The organism is Acinetobacter sp. 22301 (genome assembly GCF_052045285.1).
GTDB classification, from domain to species: domain Bacteria; phylum Pseudomonadota; class Gammaproteobacteria; order Pseudomonadales; family Moraxellaceae; genus Acinetobacter; species Acinetobacter pittii.
Window position 1 is genome coordinate 1 of record NZ_JBQEOR010000015.1, and the last position, 20721, is coordinate 20721.

At 37.6% G+C, this 20721-nt stretch carries 19 protein-coding genes; 17 read left to right on the forward strand and 2 right to left on the reverse strand.

The window, feature by feature from the left end:
- Positions 1 to 445 precede the first annotated feature (445 nt).
- From ACTJJH_RS16800 to hisC, 7 genes are all read left to right on the forward strand, one after another.
- The gene (locus tag ACTJJH_RS16800) at positions 446 to 1894 is read left to right on the forward strand and encodes an RNA polymerase factor sigma-54 (protein WP_016803219.1); all 1449 of its coding nucleotides are present in this window, start codon (positions 446 to 448) and stop codon (positions 1892 to 1894) included.
- Between the two features lie 167 nt (positions 1895 to 2061).
- Entirely contained in the window at positions 2062 to 2400 is a 339-nt protein-coding gene (gene hpf, locus ACTJJH_RS16805; RefSeq protein WP_005071251.1) for a ribosome hibernation-promoting factor, HPF/YfiA family, read from the forward strand.
- A 138-nt stretch (positions 2401 to 2538) separates the two neighbouring features.
- Complete coding sequence (ibaG, locus tag ACTJJH_RS16810; RefSeq protein ID WP_002115399.1) at positions 2539 to 2790, forward strand: BolA family iron metabolism protein IbaG; 252 nt, start codon at positions 2539 to 2541, stop codon at positions 2788 to 2790.
- Positions 2791 to 2796: 6 nt separating this feature from the next.
- A complete protein-coding gene (gene murA / locus ACTJJH_RS16815) occupies positions 2797 to 4053 on the forward strand; it encodes a UDP-N-acetylglucosamine 1-carboxyvinyltransferase (RefSeq protein ID WP_262762617.1) in 1257 nt (418 codons plus the stop codon).
- A complete protein-coding gene (hisG, locus tag ACTJJH_RS16820; RefSeq protein WP_005071248.1) occupies positions 4053 to 4736 on the forward strand; it encodes an ATP phosphoribosyltransferase in 684 nt (227 codons plus the stop codon). Before murA ends, hisG begins: the two co-directional genes overlap by 1 nt.
- A 106-nt stretch (positions 4737 to 4842) precedes the next feature.
- Positions 4843 to 6132: a histidinol dehydrogenase gene (hisD, locus tag ACTJJH_RS16825; protein ID WP_262762618.1), complete on the forward strand. Its 1290-nt coding sequence runs from the start codon at positions 4843 to 4845 to the stop codon at positions 6130 to 6132.
- A gap of 69 nt (positions 6133 to 6201) precedes the next feature.
- Positions 6202 to 7287 (forward strand): histidinol-phosphate transaminase, encoded by a 1086-nt coding sequence (hisC, locus tag ACTJJH_RS16830; RefSeq protein WP_440601488.1) that lies wholly within the window; start codon positions 6202 to 6204, stop codon positions 7285 to 7287.
- A gap of 3 nt (positions 7288 to 7290) precedes the next feature.
- Here the strand turns inward: hisC and ACTJJH_RS16835 are convergent, their stop codons facing one another.
- Positions 7291 to 8643 (reverse strand): anthranilate synthase component I family protein, encoded by a 1353-nt coding sequence (locus ACTJJH_RS16835; RefSeq protein WP_440601489.1) that lies wholly within the window; start codon positions 8641 to 8643, stop codon positions 7291 to 7293.
- A gap of 355 nt (positions 8644 to 8998) precedes the next feature.
- Between ACTJJH_RS16835 and filA the strand changes: the two genes are divergently transcribed.
- From filA to filF, 6 genes are all read left to right on the forward strand, one after another.
- A complete protein-coding gene (gene filA / locus ACTJJH_RS16840) occupies positions 8999 to 9850 on the forward strand; it encodes a putative pilus system protein FilA (protein ID WP_204085860.1) in 852 nt (283 codons plus the stop codon).
- Between the two features lie 298 nt (positions 9851 to 10148).
- Positions 10149 to 10982, forward strand: a complete 834-nt coding sequence (filB, locus tag ACTJJH_RS16845; protein WP_014208424.1) for a putative pilus system C39 family peptidase FilB — start codon at positions 10149 to 10151, stop codon at positions 10980 to 10982.
- A gap of 45 nt (positions 10983 to 11027) precedes the next feature.
- The gene (gene filC, locus ACTJJH_RS16850) at positions 11028 to 12224 is read left to right on the forward strand and encodes a putative pilus system protein FilC (RefSeq protein ID WP_068906706.1); all 1197 of its coding nucleotides are present in this window, start codon (positions 11028 to 11030) and stop codon (positions 12222 to 12224) included.
- Between the two features lie 12 nt (positions 12225 to 12236).
- Positions 12237 to 13901 carry a putative pilus system OmpP1/FadL family transporter FilD gene (filD, locus tag ACTJJH_RS16855; RefSeq protein ID WP_017387473.1) on the forward strand — a complete coding sequence of 555 codons (1665 nt, stop codon included), beginning with the start codon at positions 12237 to 12239 and terminating at the stop codon, positions 13899 to 13901.
- Between the two features lie 17 nt (positions 13902 to 13918).
- Positions 13919 to 15205, forward strand: coding sequence for a putative pilus assembly protein FilE (gene filE, locus ACTJJH_RS16860; RefSeq protein WP_284087879.1), 1287 nt, complete (start codon positions 13919 to 13921; stop codon positions 15203 to 15205).
- A gap of 12 nt (positions 15206 to 15217) precedes the next feature.
- Entirely contained in the window at positions 15218 to 17218 is a 2001-nt protein-coding gene (gene filF / locus ACTJJH_RS16865; RefSeq protein ID WP_081405191.1) for a putative pilus system protein FilF, read from the forward strand.
- Positions 17219 to 17276: 58 nt separating this feature from the next.
- On the opposite strand, the gene ACTJJH_RS16870 is transcribed toward filF, so the two are convergent.
- Positions 17277 to 17825 (reverse strand): NUDIX hydrolase, encoded by a 549-nt coding sequence (locus tag ACTJJH_RS16870; protein ID WP_035360780.1) that lies wholly within the window; start codon positions 17823 to 17825, stop codon positions 17277 to 17279.
- 114 nt (positions 17826 to 17939) lie between these two features.
- On the opposite strand from ACTJJH_RS16870, the gene ACTJJH_RS16875 reads away from it, so the two are divergent.
- The 4 genes from ACTJJH_RS16875 to ACTJJH_RS16890 all read left to right on the forward strand — a co-directional run bounded on the left by ACTJJH_RS16875 (position 17940) and on the right by ACTJJH_RS16890 (position 20718).
- Complete coding sequence (locus ACTJJH_RS16875) at positions 17940 to 18566, forward strand: CoA pyrophosphatase (RefSeq protein ID WP_014208431.1); 627 nt, start codon at positions 17940 to 17942, stop codon at positions 18564 to 18566.
- 22 nt (positions 18567 to 18588) lie between these two features.
- Positions 18589 to 19116, forward strand: a complete 528-nt coding sequence (locus ACTJJH_RS16880; protein ID WP_079284351.1) for a gamma carbonic anhydrase family protein — start codon at positions 18589 to 18591, stop codon at positions 19114 to 19116.
- A gap of 135 nt (positions 19117 to 19251) precedes the next feature.
- The gene (gene tsaB, locus ACTJJH_RS16885; RefSeq protein ID WP_044102883.1) at positions 19252 to 19917 is read left to right on the forward strand and encodes a tRNA (adenosine(37)-N6)-threonylcarbamoyltransferase complex dimerization subunit type 1 TsaB; all 666 of its coding nucleotides are present in this window, start codon (positions 19252 to 19254) and stop codon (positions 19915 to 19917) included.
- 9 nt (positions 19918 to 19926) lie between these two features.
- Positions 19927 to 20718: a class I SAM-dependent methyltransferase gene (locus ACTJJH_RS16890; protein WP_440601490.1), complete on the forward strand. Its 792-nt coding sequence runs from the start codon at positions 19927 to 19929 to the stop codon at positions 20716 to 20718.
- Positions 20719 to 20721: the final 3 nt, after the last annotated feature.

Below are 20721 nucleotides of genomic sequence, written 5' to 3' on the forward strand. Positions count from 1 at the left end.
CTCTTAGCGCTGATGGTAGTGTGGGGTTACCCATGTGAGAGTAAGTCATCGCCAGCTCATTATTCTAAACACCCCCATTCCAATGAATGGGGGTGTTTTTTATTGTGATAAAAAATATATGTGCGGGGAATAAATATAAAATAGTAAGCTATGAGTTGAAATCTTTAAATTTAATAGAAAAAACTATACAACCGAAGAGTAATCAATTAAACAAAATTAAAAGAGGGCTAGCTTCTCCTAATTAACTTTTTATAACAAGATTTCGCGTCTGACATCATATGGGAACTATGTTTGATAGAATTAATTTAATAAGATTATTTTTATAATTGGAAAAATCTCTTTTTTCTTCTACAAATTTCAGTTGGATATGTATGACAAATAGAGACTATATGTTATAAATATTGAATAGGCATGATTTTTGCTTGTTTTATGGAAAATGAAATATATGAAATTATCTGTTGGATTGAAAGTAGCGAATTCTCTATCGTTAACACCTCAATTGCAGCAGGCGATTCGTTTGTTACAACTCTCTAGTTTAGAGCTTGAACAGGAAATTCAGATTCAACTAGATAGTAATCCTTTACTTGAAAAAATAGAAGAAGAATCACTAACGGAGAGTCTGGCTGCATTAGAAAATAAAGAATCGGATGACTTAACGACTGAGCTAAATGCAGATCATTTGCCTGATGATTTACCCGTTGATACTGAGTGGGATGATGTTTATACCCATCAATCAACAGCTTTGGCTACTCCAGAATTTGAAGAGCGAGAGGATAATCGCCAAGTTCAATTATCGCTAAAGGAGCATATTCTAGAACAAGTTAACCTTTTGCATTTTTCTAAAATAGATCAATTAATTGCTTATTGTATTGTTGATGCATTAGATGATAAAGGGTTTTTAGATGCTGAAATTGAAGAAATAATTTTAGCGGCACAACAATTATTGAATGAAATGGATATTGAGGAAGAGATCGAAGAAGATGAGGTTTTAGTTGTCTTAAAACACATTCAACGACTTGATCCTTTAGGGATTGGTTCGCGTAATTTAGCGGAGTGTTTAAAAATACAGCTAGAGTTTCTGCCCAAAGATGTTGAATATCTAAACGAGGCAAAAAATCTATTACAGTATTATGAGCTTTTGATAGCCAATGATCTTAATAAATTACTCAAACAAACTGGTTTAACGAAAGACCAATTAAAGTTTGCAATCAATCTTTTAAAAACGTTAAAACCTTATCCTGGTATGGATTTTGATAAGCAAGAATCTGATTATCAAATTCCCGATGTAGTGGTTTCAAAAAAAGATTTACATTGGCAGGTTCAGCTAAACCCAGATGTACTTCCTAAATTAAGAATTAATTCTTTTTACTCTAGTATGATTCGTAGAGCAGATCAGAGTGAGGATAATTTATATTTACGTAACCAAATGCTTGAGGCGAAAAACTTTATCAAAAGTATTGATGAAAGGCATAAAACGTTATTAAAAGTAGCTTCTTGTATCGTAGAGCATCAAAAAGCTTTTTTGGAAATAGGCCCGGAAGCGATGAAGCCGCTAGTTCTTCGAGACGTGGCAGAAGAAGTCGAATTGCATGAATCTACAGTTTCTCGTGTAACTACAAATAAATATATGCTTACGCCTCGTGGTCTATTTGAGTTGAAATATTTTTTCTCTAGCCATGTAGGAACAACAGCAGGGGGAGAGGCATCTTCCACCGCAATTCGGGCAATGATTAAGAAACTAGTCGCCAACGAAAATCCACGTAAGCCTTTGTCAGATAATGTAATTGCTACATTGTTAAAGGATGAGGGAATTGAAGTGGCTCGAAGAACGGTCGCAAAATATCGAGAATCGTTACATATTCCTTCGTCGTCTGAAAGAAAAGTCTTGATCTGAATTTTGAAGTATGGCTATTCTAGAGATTCATTATGACGAAATAATGAAATTTCATTTTCACCAAGAGAGTAACTAAAATGGTTTAATTGTTCTAAGTTTTCTTTTTGATAGCATTAAATCGTTTTAGTTCTTCTTTAGATAACCTAAAAAAGGTGAGGGATAGAATTATGCAAATAACGATTCGTGGACATCATTTAGCAATTACACCAGCTATAGAAGAAAATATTAAATCAAAATTTAATCAGTTAACAAAACACTTAGATCAGGTGAATAGTATGCAGATTAAATTAACAAAAGATCATCAAATTGATAAGCGCTCTCATAAAGGTAGTTCGAACCATGTTGCAGAGGCTATTGTAAGATTGCCGGGAATTGAGTTGTTTGCTCAGGCAACTGCTGATGATATGTATACTTCAATTAAAAAACTAACTGAAAAATTAAAAAAACAATTATTAAAATATCGGAAAATGCAGTGCACTTATTCGCAAGTTGCTGTTTCTATTTAATAAGTTTTATATAATTGAAAGAGGCTTGAAACATAGCCTCTTTTTTATTGATAAAATATAAACACGTACTGAATTCTTTGAAAAAGTTATAGTAAAATACTTCGTTTTACACCTTAGGTTGTGTCAGAGGTCTTTGCAATGAATAGTGAACAGCTCACTCAAATTTTAAAAGAAGCTTTCCCTGAAGCGGAAGTAGCGGTGAGCGGACAGGCTGGAAAATTTGACCTCCGTATTGTGGATGATCAATTTGACGGTAAGCGTACTGTTGCTCGCCAACAATTAGTTTATGCACCATTAAATACTTATATTGCAAGTGGCGAAGTTCACGCGGTAACAATTCGTGCAATGACCAAAGATGAATGGCGTAAAGCAAGCCTTTTCGGAGCTTAAATATTAATGGATAAATTTTTAATTACGGGTGGTGTTAAGCTCGACGGGGAAGTGCGCATTTCTGGTGCTAAAAATGCAGCTTTACCATTACTTGCTGCAACTATTCTTGCAGACTCTCCAATTACGATCACTAATGTTCCAAATCTTAAAGACGTAAATACTTTGGTCAAGTTGATTGGTGGTTTAGGGGTTACAATCGGCTATGAAAATGACACAGTAAAAGCTGATACCTCTACTTTAGATAATCAGTTTGCTCCATATGAACTAGTAAAAACAATGCGCGCCTCAATTTTGGTTTTAGGACCATTATTAGCGCGTTACGGTAATGCGAAAGTTTCTTTACCAGGTGGTTGTGCAATTGGATCACGTCCAGTTGATCAGCATTTAAAAGCCTTAGAAGCTTTAGGTGCACATATTGAAGTTGAAAATGGTTATGTCCATGCTTCAGTTGAAGGTCGTTTAAAAGGCGGCGAAGTTGTTTTTGATATGGTTACCGTTGGTGGTACTGAAAACATCTTGATGGCTGCTGCACTGGCTGATGGTGTTACGACTATTCGTAATGCAGCTCGTGAGCCTGAGATCACTGACCTTGCTCAAATGCTCATTAAAATGGGCGCTAAGATTGAAGGACTTGATACTGATACTCTTGTTGTAACTGGAGTAGAAAGTTTGCATGGCTGTGAATATGCTGTGGTAGCTGATCGTATCGAAACGGGATCTTATTTGGCAGCTGCGGCAATTACGGGCGGTCGTGTCAAAACTACACATACCGACCCTGCATTACTTGAATCTGTTTTGGATAAGTTTGAAGAAATGGGTGCCGAAGTCACTCGTGGTGATGACTGGATCGAACTTGATATGTTAGGCAAACGCCCTAAAGCTGTAAGTTTTAGAACTTTGCCACATCCAGAGTTTCCAACAGATATGCAAGCTCAGCTTATGGCTGTAAATGCTATTGCTCGTGGATTTGCAACTATCTCTGAAACGATTTTTGAAAATCGTTTTATGCATGTTCCTGAATTGTCACGCATGGGTGCTAATATTCAGGTTGAAGGTCATGATGCTGTCGTGACTGGAGTAGAAACTTTACAGGCTGCACCTGTAATGGCAACAGATTTGCGTGCTTCGTTCTCTCTAGTTTTGGCAGCTTTAGTGGCAGAAGGAGATACCTTAATTGACCGTATCTACCATATTGACCGTGGTTATGAGCATGTCGAAGAGAAACTTCAAGGTTTAGGTGCCAAAATTAAGCGAGTAAGTTAATGAATGATGTAAGAAACGATGATCCTAATTTTGATGTGATGGGCAATTTTGATCATGGTTTGACCTTGGCACTCAGTAAAGGACGTATCTTAAAAGAGACGTTACCTTTACTAGCTACAGCGGGTATTAATTTGCTCGAAGATCCGGAAAAGTCCCGCAAACTGATTTTTCCTACTACGCATAAGCAAGTACGTATTTTGATTTTACGTGCATCTGATGTGCCTACCTATGTAGAAAATGGCGCAGCAGATTTAGGTGTAGCAGGCAAAGATGTGTTGATGGAACATGGCGCTCAGCATGTATATGAGCTACTTGACCTGAAAATCGCTAAGTGTAAATTAATGACTGCTGGTAAAGTGGGAATGGAACGTCCAAAAGGCCGTTTAAAAATTGCCACGAAATACGTCAATCTTACACGTCAGTATTATGCAAGCTTAGGTGAGCAAGTCGATGTGATCAAACTCTATGGTTCTATGGAATTAGCGCCTTTAGTAGGTTTAGGTGATTACATTGTCGATGTGGTCGACACTGGTAATACGCTAAGAGCGAATGGTCTTGAGCCATTAGAGGAAATTTGCAAAGTTTCTTCACGTTTAATTGTAAATAAAGCTAGTTTTAAACGTAAGCAAACTCTATTAAATCCAATCATTTCACAGCTTGAGCAAGCCGTTCAATCACGTTAAAAGCAATTTCCCATCATGCTTTTGTGATAGTTGCTTCAGATGATGCCCACAAGTGCTTAGAAAAAGAGTAAACTTGGTTTTTCTTTTTCGCCTTGTGGGTAAATTGATGCGACGTTTATCGACTCAAGATCAGAACTTCAAACAGGTTTTTGCTGAGCTTTTAGCATTTGAAACTGTAAATGATCTTAATTTAGTGCAAACAGTAGATCAAATTATTGCTGATGTTCGTCAGCATGGTGATGATCATGTTTTAAAGCTTACTCAACAGTTCGATCGACATCCTGCGCATCAATTTTCAGATTTAGAATTATCTCAACAACAACTTAAAACCGCTTTTGATAATTTAAGCCCAGAAATTCGTGATGCTCTAGAGTTAGCTGCAAAGCGTATTCGTTCATTTCATGAAGCTCAGAAACAAGAGAGCTGGACTTATATAGATGATTTGGGTAATACATTAGGACAAAAAGTCACACCTCTAGACCGTGTGGGTATTTATGTACCAGGTGGTTTAGCCTCTTATCCGTCTTCAGTTTTAATGAATGCAGTGCCAGCCCATGTTGCTGGTGTACCTGAAATTATTATGGTTGTTCCTGCACCAAACGGTGAACTAAATCCATTGGTTCTAGCTGCGGCTTACCTTGCAGGAGTGAGTCGAGTATTCACTATTGGGGGAGCTCAAGCTGTAGCAGCGCTTGCTTATGGTACTCAGGCTATTCCACCTGTAGATAAAATTACTGGCCCTGGAAATCGTTTTGTGGCGGCTGCCAAACGCGCTGTATTTGGTCAGGTTGGTATTGATATGATTGCTGGACCTTCTGAAATTTTAGTATATGCAGAAGGTGAAAATAATGCAGATTGGTTAGCTATGGATGTTTTATCTCAGGCTGAACATGACACAGTTGCTCAAGCTATTTTCATTACTCCTGATGAAGCTTTGCTTAATGCGGTAGAGTTGGCAATTGAAAAGCATTTAAATGAATTGCCAAAGGCAGACATTGCGAGAACTTCGATTGAAAACCGTGGTGCTTTGGTATTAGTAAAGGACCGTGCAGAAGCAATTGATTTGATTAATCAAGTTGCACCAGAACATTTGGAACTTTGCTTAGATGATGCCGAGGCTATGAGTGAAGATATTCGCCATGCTGGAGCAATTTTCATGGGGCGCTATACACCTGAAGCAATTGGTGACTATTGTGCAGGCCCAAACCATGTATTACCGACCTCTGGAACTGCTCGTTTTTCTTCTCCATTAGGTGTTTATGATTTCCAAAAACGTTCGAGCTTAATTATGTGTTCGAAAGATGGAGTCAAATCGTTAGCTAAGACAGCAGATATATTGGCTGTTCAAGAGAACTTAGATGCCCATGCACGCTCAGCTCGCTATCGTTATCAATAAGCTTATAAACCTTGTAGTTTTTTAATTATTACTCAGGGCTGGTTTTCAGCCCTTTTTTGAGATAAGACCATGACTTTATCTACAGCACAAATGCGCTTTTGGAGTCCAGAAGTTCGTGAGTTAGAGCCGTATGTTCCTGGTGAACAGCCTAAAATTCAGAATTTATTGAAGCTCAATACAAATGAAAATCCATATCCGCCATCACCAAAAGTAGTTGAAGCAGTTCAAGCTGTTTTAACTCATCAGGCTGATGCATTGCGTTTATATCCAGACCCAGATGCTACGGCATTAAAACATGCGATTGCTAAGCAACAGAATATTGAAGTTTCACAAGTTTTTGTTGGTAATGGCTCAGATGAAGTACTTGCTCATATTTTTAAAGCATTTTTTCTTCAAGATGAACCAATTCTTTATCCAGATATCACTTATAGCTTTTATCCAGTTTATAGTCAGTTTTTTGGTACAAAGACTAAAGAAATCCCACTCAATGATAATTTTGAGATAGAAGTTAAAGATTATGTGCAACCAAATGGTGGGGTTATTATTACAAACCCTAATGCTCCAACAAGTATTGCACTAGGCTTAGCAGAAATCGAACAAATTTTAAAAGCTAATCCAGATCAAGTGGTTGTCATTGATGAGGCTTATGTTGACTTTGGTGCAGAATCAGCTGTGAGTTTAGTAAATCGCTATGAGAATCTGGTTGTGTGTCAAACAACTTCAAAATCTCGTTCTCTTGCGGGTTTACGCGTTGGCTTCGCGATTGCTCAGTCTCATCTAATTGCTGCACTTGAAGCTGTCAAAAATAGTTTTAATTCATATCCTATTGACCGTTTTGCAATTGCAGCAGCGGTAGCCTCTTTTGAAGATCAAACTTATTTTGAAGAACAATGTCAAAAAGTTATTTCTAGTCGTGAAAAGCTAGTAGATGAATTAACTACTTTGGGCTTTAAAGTTTTACCTTCTAAAGCAAACTTTATTTTTGCTTCACATCCATCGCATGATGCAGGTCAGCTTGCACAGCAATTACGTGAGCAGGGCATTATTGTGCGCTATTTCAATAAGCCTCGTATTAATCAATTCTTGCGAATAACTGTAGGAACTGATGAGCAAAATGAGCGTTTAGTACAGACATTAAAAGAAGATATTCTCTAAATTTTACTCTGCTGTGCTGTTCATCAAGTTCAGCATAGCAGAGACTTTATCAAGACTTTCTTGATATTCTGCTTCTGCATTTGATGCAATCGTAATACCACCACCTGCCCATAAAGAAAGCTGATTCTGATATTGTTGAAAACTACGGATAAGAATATTCCAGCGACCAGTTCCATCAAAATTGAAGTAACCCAATGTTCCGCAATATGCGCCTCTTGCTGATTCTTCTAACTCTTCAATGATCTGCATTGCCCGAATTTTGGGAGCACCTGTGATTGAGCCTCCGGGTAAGGCTGAAAGCAACATTTGCATAGGATTGATATCATCTTTAAGAGTGGCAACGATCTCGCTTACCATGTGATGTACTTGATTAAAACTTTCAATCTCGAATAGTTTTGTAGTTTTTACAGATCCTGTATTGGCATAAATGCTCAAATCATTACGTAATAAATCGACAATCATCACATTTTCTGCTTGGTCTTTTTGAGAGTTTTTTAAGGTTTGTTTAGAAATAAAATCTTTTTCTGCATTCTTATAGCGAGGCATTGTGCCTTTAATAGGTCTAGTTTTAATTTGTTTATTTTGATTAAATTCGATGAAAAGCTCGGGAGAGCAACTTAATAATTCAAAATCATCTAATTTTAAATAACCTGCATATGGAGCATTTGTAAGTTGCCATAAGTCTTTAGCTTTATTTAATAAGGATCCTGAAAATTTAGCTTTAAACTCTTGGGTTAAATTAATTTGATAGCAATCTCCAGCCTTAATATATTCTTGTATTTTATAGAAAGCATCGAAATATTGTTTTTTAGACCATCTTGGTTGAATAATGGTTTTTAATTCAAATGTATTTTTAGAGTTATTGGAACCAAAATTCTCTATTTTATTTTCAATATATGAGAATAGATCAATTGCATTTTCTTCATCACTAAAAAAATACCAATCATTATCTATATATTTTAAAAAAGATCGATATTGGCCTAGGAATAGAGAAGGTTGTATATGATTTTGTCCATTAATAAATTGATGTGCACTGAAATCATAGCTGATAAAACCAATATAACCACCCATAAAACTTGTTGTTGATTCAATATTTTTATTTAAATTATTTTCTTTAAATTGAATGAAATTTAAAAGTTGATTTGATTTTGATCTATTTTTATATTCATTGAAATTTTGGCGCTCAAACTCTAAATAATTTTCATTTTGAATAATAATATAATCTTGCGGAAGAAATCCAATAGTTGGGTTGTTATTGTCATTTAAATAAATAAGCCCAGTTAAACCATCTAATTTTTTTAAAATATCGGCAGCATTTTTGCTATATAAAGAGATTTTTTTCTTTAACTGAGACATTTTTAAATAAAAGAGTGTTTAATAAGAGAGTAGTTAGTTTACTATAAGTTGCACTTCATCAGGAGAAAGTCTTTTAAGTACTAAACTTTTTGCTGATAAAATGAACGAAATTTTAACTGAGAATTTATTGTTTTTAGCAAGGTTTGTGTAGAAAAACTTGAGTGTACCGTTTGTCGGGTAGTTGGCAAAAAATGCACAACACTAGTTGAACAAAAATTAACGTAGATGTAATTTAGTAATTGCTAAGCAAAACTACTCAAGGATTGGAAGTTTCGGTTGCCATATAAAGAAAAATGCAATTTGAGACAATGAGAGTGGTTAAGTCAAAAAATAAATGCTCTTGGGAGAGTGCTCAATGAAAATGTTTACTAAACTTGCTTTAGTTTCTTCTTTAGCTATCAGCGCAAATGCAATGGCAATGCAGTCAATGGATGATGCTGCACTTAGTGCTGCTACAGGTCAAGATGGTATTAATATCGGTATCGCTTTAGGTGCTGGCGGTATTTCTATCGATAAAGTATTTATTCATGATAATGATGGTTTAAACCCTACTACAGGTATTACTGGTGCTGCAGCAACTGCGGGTGCGATTGTAGTAAGTGGAGTAGAGGTTACACAGGTTGATCAAACTGCTAATTTGTTAGACCTTAAAATTGACAGCGTTGGTGCTTCGGGTACAAATGGCGCGTTTTTAAACGTTGCTGCAAACGTGGGTGCTGTTAATGTAAGTGTAGGTTCTATTGGTGTGGGTACTTCTGGTACTTTAAATACAACTACTGCTGTACGTGGTATCACTGAAACTGCTCCAACTGAAATTATCTCTGGTTTAGATTTGTCTCTAGGTGCAATTTCAGCCAACGTACAATTAGGTTCTACTCCACAAGGTGCAATGATTAAAGTGAACTCTGCTTTACAGGGCGGTTTAACACTATCTAACTTCGGTATCAAAGATGCTGCAGGTGGTGGTGAGATCTTCCTAGACAAAGTGATGGTTCGTGGTGCTGGTAACACAACTGGTAATTTAGATGTTGATGCTAATATTTCAGTTGTACCAACTGGCTTGAAAATTCAAAATAATAGTGCACAAGGTATGAACGTTTATGTACAGGGTGTACATTTAGGTGCTGCTGCTAATGCATCTATTGGTGATGTTGAAATTCAAGGTTTAAATGTAGGAACTTCTACAATTACAATTTCAGGTCACTAATCTGAGTTTTAATAAAAAAAGCGCGTTTATTACGCGCTTTTTTATTTATTAATTGTCTAATTTAACTATATAAAAATATATTTTTTATTGATAAAAATAAGCTGTTAAATTAAAAATCTATTTAAATTAATCACACAAGTCTCTCTATTTTTATAAAACTAAACGTTCATCAAAAAAAAGTAAAAAAAGGCTGTTTTTTTCAAAAAAAAAAGGTATCTTCAACACACAGGGATGTAGAGCTATTGCTCTAAGAATAAAATGAATAAGGCCAGTAGGCCACCATTTAGAACAAGTGCTTATGTTAGAGATTGCTTTAGGCTCAGCATTGATATATTACTTTGCGACAGAAGCCTTCGAAATAGAAAAAAAGCCACCGGGAACTGTTTATTATACAGAGACTGCCGATTCACGTAATTTATCTTTTCGCCGTAATCATATTGAACCAGTTCAGATTAAACCAGCTGTAGAAGATCAGTTCCGAGGTATTGTTCGACAAGCTTATGACTATAGCTGTGGTTCAGCTGCTCTTACTACACTTTTAAATGGTTATGTAGGAACAAGTTTGACTGAACAGCAGACTATGAGTGGTTTACTACAGTATGGTGAATATCAACGTATTATTGAACGCCGAAGCTTCTCATTACTTGATATGAAGCGCTTTGTAACTGCTATTGGTTTGGATAGTGGTGGTTATCGAGGGGAGTTTTCTGATTTAGTCAATCTTGGACAACCTGCAATCGTTCCAATTTCTTATGCTGGTTTTAAACATTTTGTCGTATATAAAGCTTATAAAGATGGACGAGTCTATGTTGCTGATCCTGCATTAGGGAATATCAGCTTTGATGAAAATCGTTTTAAAGAGGTTTGGGATAATAATACATTATTCGTTGTTTCTGTTCCTGAATCTCAACGTAAAGACCTATTGGCCTTAAAAGACTCAGATATGCGTCATGTGGAAGATGCAACTGTTAACCGTTATGCATTTGTGGATGTGCAATATCCAACATTCAATTATGACCGTTTAGCAAATAAAGCATCAACTATGCGTAGGGTACTGGATAAAGACCCAAATTCTGCAACCTATAATCAGCCAATTGAAACATATATGCGTCTTTACTATAAGCGTAAATAATCAAATATGAATTGAGTAAAATAAATACATTAGGTGGGAAGAAACATGAATAATCGATGGATGAAGATGAGTGTGTTGGCATTAAGTATGAGTGCTATTACGGGCACACTTTATGCAAATGACCAAGTCGCACAAACTGAAGCTGAAGTTCAAAACACCACAGTTGTTTCTGACGCGAGTACAGGATCAGTAGTAACATCAACAGATTCAGTTCAAGAAGCGAGTACAACTCCAGCTACAGACGTTGTAACTACTGAACCTGCTCCTGTTGAGGCAGCAAATACTGGAGCTAATCAAGCTGCTACTGCTTTACAGAAAAAAGAAGGTGATGCGACTCAAGAGACAAATTTGCAAGAAGTATTTACTTCAAATGAGCGCCAATATTCATTGATTAAAAGAGGCGTATTTTCAGCCTATTACGATCTCGATTATACCTATTATCGCGATACTCGAATTGATTTAGCTTTAGCTGATGACTCATCTCAACTTAACCGTTTACGTGTTGAAGAAGATGCGAACCATACTTTAACGAATAGTTTTACTGTTCAATATGGGATATTGGACAACTTAACATTATCTGCAACAGTTCCTTTCGTTGCAAAATCTGAAATTGTTAGAGATACAACTGCAGCGGGTTTAGGTGATATTTCTTTAGGGGCGCGCTGGGAACCTTTCCCGTTAAAGCAAGGCCGTTTGCCATTGGTATTATTTGGTAACCTATCAACAAAAACTGGGGATAGCCCTTACGAAATTGGTTTAGATGAGCTTTCAACAGGTAAAGGATATTACTCTGTTGGGGTAGGAGCAAGTACCCGTAAATATATTGATCCAGTGGTTTTATTTGCCTCTGCTTCTGCAAATTATGGATTTAAAGAAACAGGTTTAAATCAGGCACGTGGTGGTGGGGCGAATGGTCCTCGTTATCTAGAGAGTTTTGACCCTGGTATTAGTGGTGGTTTCTCTTTCGGTTTTGCTTACTCATTTAATTATGACGTTTCATTAACCATGTCATATCAACAAAGCTTTAACATGGATGCTGAGTTCCAGTTTAAGGATGGCGAGTCATATCAGTCGCCAGACCAAAGTAGCGCGATGTTGTCCTTTGCTTTAGGTGTACGTGTTTCACCTGAAACGATTGTTAATGGCACAGTGGGTATTGGTTTAACCGAAGATGCACCAGATGTTTCGCTTGGTCTATCTTTCCCGCTAGATTTTATAGGCTTTGGCAAAAAAACAAAATAAGGAGATAGGCAGGTGAAATATCCTAAATTATGTCCTTTAACGGCGGCAATTGTGATCTCCGGTTTTTCTAGCTTTGCCAACGCTCAATTGGGACAAAACCTAGCTGTTGATATTCGTTCACTATCGATGGGGAATGCTGTAACTGCAGATCCGCCTGGTATTAGTGCAATTCATTTTAACCCTGCGGCGTTAGCAAAAATTGATGGGTTACAGACAGATGTGCAAGGAATTTTAGCGAACTTTGATATTCAGCGTGAATTCTCGGCACCCCCTGGTTATAACGTTTTTGGCTACTCAGATGACCCTCTTGTTTGTAATGATGGTCCAGAAGTTACAGCTAATATTTGTACTGATTTTAAAGGCCCTGTGCGTGGTGATGTTGAATACGCTAGCTTATATATTCCAATTCTAAAAAAAATGGTTGATTTAGGGGAGGGTTATCCACTCGCTGCTCCTACCGCAGGGATTGCCTATAAACCACCAGGCTCAAAGCTGACTTATGCTACTGCAATTTATGCACCTTTAATTGCAGGTTTTGGCGCTGAAAATGGTAACGCAGGAAACTTTATGGGTCAGCAAGTTGCTGTTGAGCGGATTACTTATTTGTCTCCATCTTTTGGTTATCAAGTAAATGACCATTTGTCGATCGGTGCTTCGGTTGGTATGTCTTATAACGCTCTTGCCATGAAAACCGATTTACGTTTTCCCAATGATATGATTGGAGTATTGCGTATGGTTGATGATGTAGTATGCGGGCCTTTTAAAGATAATAACGATATGATTACTAATCTATTGTTATTTGGTTTATGTAATACTCAAGAAGGTATGAATCCATTCAAGAAAATGGGATCACTTCAAGTTTCTATGGAGCAGTCTTTAAGCCCAAGCTATAACTTAGGATTAATGTGGGAACCGACGGACGATTTTGGCTTTGGTATGGTTTATCAAAGTGCCGCTAAAATGCGTATGAAAGGGAAATACCTAATTAATAATGCTAAGGCTCCTCAAGAGTTAATTAAAGGTCTAAATTCTTCTGCTACAGGATCGGTTTTGGCTCAAATTCTCGGTTTACCGGGGAATGTACCAAGCTCTGAGTCTGGACTGGCTGCGATGGATCTGGAATATCCTGCACATTTTCAAGCAGGGATTAAATATAAAATATTCCCTGATTTGCAAGTTAACTTTGATGTGGGTTGGACTGATTATTCTGCATGGGATAAGTTCAAGTTTGAATTTGATAGACAGATTACCTTACTCAAAGTTGCCAAACTTTTATCAAATGATGTGACAGATGCATCATTAGCTTTGCCTCTAAAGTTTACCTCACCATGGAGCTGGGGTATTGGTTTAGAGTATTCCGCAACAGATCGTTTGAAGTTACGTGCTGGTTATGAGCCTCGTGCTAGCGCTATTCCAAATGACAAACGTAATACCATGATTCCAATTAATAATGCGCAGTTATTCGGTTTGGGTATTGGGTACCGATTTGATGCAGATACAGATTTGGATCTTTCAGTTGGTTTCTTACGTAGCCGCGATAATATTCCAGCAGGGACTAGTACCTTATCTAATAAAACGGGAGTTGATAATATCCTGTTAAATCCTTATGCCGGTTTGGATGTTAAAACCAATACCAAAGTTACAGTACTCGGGTTAAATTATAGAACAAAATGGTAAAATTAAATTGCGAACGGATGTCTCGACCTAGATTTGCTTTTGCGATTTTTTTTGTTGCAATAGCAAGTAATTCTGCTATTTATGCGGATGGTTTCTATACGATTATTGGCCCTGATGGTCGACCGATGATTGTTCCGAGTAAAAGGGTGGAACGAACTGCTACACCGTCTAAGGTGTTAACAAATCCAGAGATAAAGACGTCTCGTCCAGAACAGCAAGTATTGCCAGAAACATCTTTAAAATCAAAAGAATTGCCTAAAGTAATTACGAAATCGTCTAATACTGCACCAACTGCACCAACTGCACCAACTGCACCAACTGCACCAACTGCACCAACTGCACCAACTGCACCAACTGCACCAACTGCACCAACTGCACCAACTGCACCAACTGTCTCGATAAAGAAACAATCTACAGTTTCAAAACAGACAAAAATAAGCAAAGAAGAATCAAAAATTATTAATCAAAAGTCTACTTTTGCGACTACTAAAGAAAAAACAGTGATAACGGATTCTGCTTCCCAACAAAAGATTGTAGAAAAAGTAGAACCGAATTCGCTTCCACCCTTGTCTAAGGATATCGTTACTTCATCAGCACCAGTAGCACCAAAAAACGATGAGACGAAGTACACTACCATTGATGGTGTGGAATACGTTAATAATGAATATTTAGAGAATCAAGAATTTAATCTAGAAGGGAAAAAACGTTTTTATATTATGCCTGATGGTTTAGGTCGTACTGAATCTATTGAGCGTAAAAAAGGTGTTGGTCAGTCTATCCTTGATAACGTATTGCATCGATCTCAAGAAGATCAAGTCTCTTCTGTGGTATTAGCTCCTACTTATGTGAGACTTTCGCACAAAGAGTTAGCAAGCACTTTTGAAAATGATTTGTGTTTTATTAATGGCTATAACAAATCAATTAAAAAGCTAAGCCAGAATAAAGAAGTTGGGTTATGGCCGAGAAAACCTCTTAAAGAAAAATTTGAATACGAAGTCGTAAAAGTAGATTCTTCTATTAAGAATATACAAGTAGCTTCCTATGCTACAACCAATGATAAGCCTGTATATTATTGGCCCCTCGCTGTTTTCTTGGATGAAAAGGGGTGTGTTATAGAAGGTGCTAGTGGTTTTAAAAGTAAGTCGTATCCTGCGACGATTTTACAACATGCATCGATTTTAGGCGTTTTACAGGTGCCAGAACGTACACACTATATTATGTTAACGCCTTTATCGTCGGCTGTGGATATGCCAGATCAGGAACTATCTAATCAGGGACAAATTAAAATTTCGGTATTACGTTAAAAATAAATAGGAATGATGATGAGTAAAAAAATTTTATTACCTTTTGCATTATCTACATTGGCAATTGTATTAAATGGTTGCGGTGGTGGTGGCTCAACAATTAATGAAGATCCTACTCAAGGTGGGGGTACGATTCCGACCACTAATTTGGATTGTAAAGCCACAGATGAAACCTGTCTGAATTTTGAATTAAATTATCCAATAGCAGGTTTGAATTTCGACTGTAGTTTATCTCCGAATCAGCGTTATATTACTAAATTGGTTGGTAACTCGGTTGGCGGTGCTTGTAGTATCAGTGGCAGTAAATCAGATGAAACAATTACGCTTTATCTACAAGGTAGCAATACTCACAAGATTGCGTTAGGTACGATAAAACTTGATACATTAGGAAAATACGGGACAACACATTTAACAGTTCTGGATATGGCTACAGCATTAACTGGTCAGCCTCCTGCTTCAATGAGTAACGCTGATCCAACTATTAAAGTAGCTATGGCTTTAGTTAAGTTATTCCAAAGTATTGGTGTTGAACGTGGCGATAATGTGGTAGGTGATTTACAACCAACCCAATTTACTCAAGATAAGAAAAATCTGTTGACTAGTTTGACACAAGATATAACTGCAACAGAATGGAAGAATGGGCAATATGCAACTCTTCTAAAACCTTGGTTAGATGTAAGTAAAGTGTCTGATGCACAAGCTTATGCACTCGTGGTTCAAGTCACAAACTTAGCAAATGCTGCATTATTTCAAGCAAATGAAGCGACTTATGCGGGTATTGTAGATCCTGTTAGTTCCCCGTTACCGCTGGGTTTTTATGGCTGTAATCAGGCATTAGCAGATTGCTTTAATAAATCTACCACTAATTTACGTCATATGATGGCTAACATGTTCATGTTGACTGACCGTGAAGGTTATGCAATGGGTTACGGTCTGCAATGGCGTGGTGATGCTACTTTATATAAAGATAAGGACGGAAACGTGACTGGTGTTGCTCCACCAGTTTTATTGTGGACCAAAGCAAAACCAATGCAAATGCTTGTTGCTCCCCAACAAAATGGTTGGCTTAACCCAATTTCAAAAGATATTCAATCGACTCAACCCTTACGTTTAAGCATTGATGGCAATGCAAATAATGATTTGCAAATCTATCAAGGTAAGTTTATGAACGATTATGCTGTTGCGGGAAGTGAAGGTTTTTATAAGCAACTAACACGCTCGACCACAGGAAATATTCAGCATTATGGTTTATGGCGTCAAACAGTAGGCACAGAAAACTATAAGGGTTCACTTGATATTATTAAAGCCAACCCAATTAGTTATCTTGGAAAAGAAATTTTTAAAACAGCAGCTAACGTGAGTTCTGGTCAACGCTATGTCTTCCCATTATATGCGACTTTGACATTCCGATTTGATACTACTGGGATAGCTCCTATCGATTTAGGCATTGTTGTTGATGAAAAGGGAAATATTCGTACGGATATTAAACCAAATGCAACTGCAACCGATATGTCTGGTCAATGTGCAACAGTAACAGACAACAGCTTAATTGATAGTAATGGTGTGCAACAATACCGACTTGGTACTACTGGTGGAACAGAGTCATCGGATAATGATAGCTCTATTACTGTTCGTATGATTTTATCGAATCCTCAGCTAGGTAACCTTAATGGGATTTTGATGGGACTTAACTCTGTGGTGAGACTGGATACTAATCCAGATGATAATGTAAATGATTCAATTTCGGTAAATGGAGCCAAGATTAACCTCTATAACTTATTAGCAGGTCAAAACAGCAGTAATAGTATTAATTTAAGTGATTATGAAAACAAGACCGCACGTTGGATTAACCTTTATGCTTTCTATCAAGCTGTTTATAATAATATTAAGGATATTAGCCCAGCACCAACAGATGCTGAAAAAGCTTTGGCTCAACGCTTGTCTGGCACGGTGTCTATTAAACTAGCCAATCAGTCTATTCCAGCTTGTAATGCAATTAAGACTAAATCTTAAAAAATAAAAAACATATAAAAAAAGACCGCGAGAGCGGTCTTTTTTATGGTTCAAGTGATTAACCTGTATGGTCTAAACGAGTCCCCAAAGTTTCAAGATGTGTTGGGAACACTTGTTTTTTACGGTCTTCAAAATAATGTCTTAGTGTATGTTCAACACTAGGGAACGCAAGTTCACCCCATGGAATTTCATGTTCTTCAAACAGGCGACTCTCAATGCTTTCTTCACCTGCACCAAAAACTCCATCTTTCAGCTGTGCTTTAAAAAGTACATAAATTTGGCCAATACGCGGAATATTGTACATACAATAAAGTTGTTCTATTTCTATCTCGGCTTCTGCTTCTTCACGAGTTTCGCGTGCTGCGCCTTGTTCCATGGTTTCGAACAATTCCATATAACCAGCAGGTAATGTCCACAGACCATAACGAGGTTCAATCGCACGACGACAAAGTAATACTTTGTCTTCCCATAACGCTAAGGCACCGCAGATTACTTTGGGGTTTTCATAATGAATATTTCCACAATGAGTACAAACACGGCGTACTTTATGATCACCTAAAGGAATTTTTTGTTCGGTTTTATGCCCACACGCTACACAGAAACTCATAATTATCATCGAGTATAGAGATGCCTCAGCATAACTGAATTTTTAGACTTACGCATCAACTCTATTCCCTAACTTTGATTTTCAGATATGATGCAAAGAGAGACAGAATAATAGGTGAATGGTATGGAAGAGCACTTGCTAACACAAAAGTTACAGCAAAGATTGCGCTTTTCCACCCGCATACAAGAAGCACAAGCAGCAGTACTTATTGCAATTACGAATGAGAATGATCCAAAGGTACTGCTTACACGCCGTTCAATACATATGAACAACCATGCGGGGGAAGTTTCTTTTCCTGGGGGAAAGCGTGATCCTAGTGATACGAGTAATATTGTTGTAGCGTTGAGAGAAGCTCAAGAAGAGACAGCTTTAAATCCATTTGATGTACAGTTGTTAGGTGATTTGCCGATGCAGCGTGCAAGAAGCGGTTTGTCTGTAAAACCGATCGTTGGGCTTATTCCTCCTGAGGTCACTTTAATACCTCAGCCTACTGAAATTGATCGAATTTTCTTTGTCCCATTACAGCAGCTTATCGAGACGCGGCCCACACCTTACGAAGTCCGATATGCTCATCAGTCTTTATACTTCCCAAGCTTACAGATTGATAATGAAATTATTTGGGGTTTAACTGCTCGTATGTTAGTTGCTCTGTTTAAATATGGATTGGGTTATCAAAAAGATTGGCCATTTTTACTCAACTCACCAACCTTTGGAATGCCAAAGTTTTCTCATAAAAAATAAAGATCAGGATTGATAAATTATGATGTATAGCTATCAAGGACAGCACCCAAAAGCATTACATGAACCATGGGATGGCTGGGTTGCTCCAACAGCAACGCTGATTGGGCAAGTGGAATTAGGTCGTCAGGTCAGCATTTGGTTTGGTGCGGTAGTTCGTGCTGATAACTGTGTCGTTCGGATTGGTGATTTCTCTAATATTCAAGAAAATTCTGTCTTACATACCGATGCTGGACTTGAGCTAAACATTGGTGAATATGTCACAGTCGGTCATAAAGTCATGCTGCATGGTTGTACGATTGGTGATAATAGTTTGATTGGTATGAACGCCGTAATTTTAAATCGGGCGGTGATTGGTAAAAATTGTATTATCGGTGCTAATGCTTTAATACCTGAGGGAAAAGTAATTCCAGATAATTCAGTGGTGATGGGTTCACCTGGCAAAATTGTCAAAACTTTAGATGAAGATGGCGCTGCAAAAATACGTTTGAGTGCATTGCATTATGCTGAGCACTTTAAGAACTATACAGATTTAAAAGAGTTTCACTTTTAAAATCTTTTAATAAGTTATTTTCTATGCCAAGCACAAGCTTGGCATTTTTATTTAGAAAGAGAACAACTCGCCTATCAGAGCCGAGTGGGGTATCATAACCCTCGTTTTTAATCTGATTTAATACTAAGGTTGTGCATGAAATTGCTGGCGTTGGAAACTGCAAATGAGCAGTGTTCTATTTCATTAGTCGATGAAACCCAAGAACTGTTTTTTCAACTCGATACGCGGGCGAAAGCACAAACACAGACCATTTTGCCTATGATTGAGCAAGGGCTACAACAAACAGGTCTTGAAGTTGCTGGTTTGGATGCGATTGCCTTTAGCCGTGGACCTGGTTCTTTTAGTGGTGTTCGAATTAATGCTGCTGTTGCCCAAGCTTTAGCTTGGTCACAAGATTTACCTGTGGTTCCAGTTTCTACATTGCAAGCTTTAGCACAAGCGGCATACCGACTTGAAGGTTTGGAGCAGGTGACTGCGGTGCTCGATGCACGTATGAACGAAGTTTACATTGCAAGTTTTGTTCTAGATGAACAAGGAATTATGCAGTGTATTGATGAAGAAAAATTAATGAGCTATGAGCCAGCAGCAGCTTATGCAAAACATTGCTTAATTGGTTCGGGCGCCAAGCTACTTCAAGCTGATGCAGAGCATCAAACAATCACCGCAACTGCACAGGATATTGCTTCTATTGCACGTGTCTATGCTGCACAAAAGCAATGGGTGGATGCCGAACATGCTTTGCCAGTTTATTTACGTGATGATGCATGGAAAAAAATAGCGGATCAGGGTAAAGTAAAATAAAGGCTAATCATGCACATATATTTTGAAGTAGATTTTCAAGAACAAGCACAGCACTACCAAGCTGTGCTTTGTTCTAGAGATGTGACTGTCGATTTACAGCCAATTGAAAAGTTGAATGCACGGTTTTTACGCTTCAATCCTGAAATTGCCCTTTGTGTAGATGAAAACGGATTATGGTTATCTGCTAATGGCATGAAAATGCAACCCGACTGGAAAGCAGAAATTCCACGTTTAAAACGTGCAAGTCTTAAATCGGAAATGATTGCCCGTGCTTGTCAGTTAGGTGAAAAGCCGGTACTGGTTGATGCAACAGCGGGTTTAGGCCATGACAGCTTACTTATGGCTTATCTAGGTGCCCAAATCCAGCTTGTTGAGCGCCATCCGATTTTATTTACTTTACTTGAAGATTCAAAAGCTCTGGCGGAACGTGATCCATTTTTAAGTCAATTTATGGATCGTATTCAACTGATCTTTGCTGACTCTGGAAGCTATTTACAGCAATTACATCAAGAAGCAAAAACGGTTGATGTAGTCTACCTTGACCCGATGTTCCCACAGCGCGACCAGAATCAACAAGCAATTAAAAAACAAGCTCAAGTCAAAAAACAAATGCAGCTTTTACATCTTCTTTTACCTGAAGATGGTGAGATGGATTTGGGGGATAATTTGCTAGTTTTGGCACAGAGAGTTGCTAAACGTGTAGTCGTTAAGCGACCACGCCATGCTATTTTCTTGGCAAATCAAGAGCCAGCTCATCAATGGCAAGGGGATGCTTGTCGTTTTGATGCGTATTTTCAGTAGGCT

Excerpts from the sequence above, each read along its gene's own strand:
- ACTJJH_RS16800 (WP_016803219.1), top strand. The coding sequence starts at position 446 with ATGAAATTATCTGTTGGATTGAAAGTAGCGAATTCTCTATCGTTAACA.
- hpf (WP_005071251.1), top strand. The coding sequence starts at position 2,062 with ATGCAAATAACGATTCGTGGACATCATTTAGCAATTACACCAGCTATA.
- ibaG (WP_002115399.1), top strand. The coding sequence starts at position 2,539 with ATGAATAGTGAACAGCTCACTCAAATTTTAAAAGAAGCTTTCCCTGAA.
- murA (WP_262762617.1), top strand. The coding sequence starts at position 2,797 with ATGGATAAATTTTTAATTACGGGTGGTGTTAAGCTCGACGGGGAAGTG.
- hisG (WP_005071248.1), top strand. The coding sequence starts at position 4,053 with ATGAATGATGTAAGAAACGATGATCCTAATTTTGATGTGATGGGCAAT.
- hisD (WP_262762618.1), top strand. The coding sequence starts at position 4,843 with ATGCGACGTTTATCGACTCAAGATCAGAACTTCAAACAGGTTTTTGCT.
- hisC (WP_440601488.1), top strand. The coding sequence starts at position 6,202 with ATGACTTTATCTACAGCACAAATGCGCTTTTGGAGTCCAGAAGTTCGT.
- ACTJJH_RS16835 (WP_440601489.1), bottom strand. The coding sequence starts at position 8,643 with ATGTCTCAGTTAAAGAAAAAAATCTCTTTATATAGCAAAAATGCTGCC.
- filA (WP_204085860.1), top strand. The coding sequence starts at position 8,999 with ATGAAAATGTTTACTAAACTTGCTTTAGTTTCTTCTTTAGCTATCAGC.
- filB (WP_014208424.1), top strand. The coding sequence starts at position 10,149 with ATGTTAGAGATTGCTTTAGGCTCAGCATTGATATATTACTTTGCGACA.
- filC (WP_068906706.1), top strand. The coding sequence starts at position 11,028 with ATGAATAATCGATGGATGAAGATGAGTGTGTTGGCATTAAGTATGAGT.
- filE (WP_284087879.1), top strand. The coding sequence starts at position 13,919 with ATGTCTCGACCTAGATTTGCTTTTGCGATTTTTTTTGTTGCAATAGCA.
- filF (WP_081405191.1), top strand. The coding sequence starts at position 15,218 with ATGATGATGAGTAAAAAAATTTTATTACCTTTTGCATTATCTACATTG.
- ACTJJH_RS16870 (WP_035360780.1), bottom strand. The coding sequence starts at position 17,825 with ATGAGTTTCTGTGTAGCGTGTGGGCATAAAACCGAACAAAAAATTCCT.
- ACTJJH_RS16880 (WP_079284351.1), top strand. The coding sequence starts at position 18,589 with ATGTATAGCTATCAAGGACAGCACCCAAAAGCATTACATGAACCATGG.
- tsaB (WP_044102883.1), top strand. The coding sequence starts at position 19,252 with ATGAAATTGCTGGCGTTGGAAACTGCAAATGAGCAGTGTTCTATTTCA.
- ACTJJH_RS16890 (WP_440601490.1), top strand. The coding sequence starts at position 19,927 with ATGCACATATATTTTGAAGTAGATTTTCAAGAACAAGCACAGCACTAC.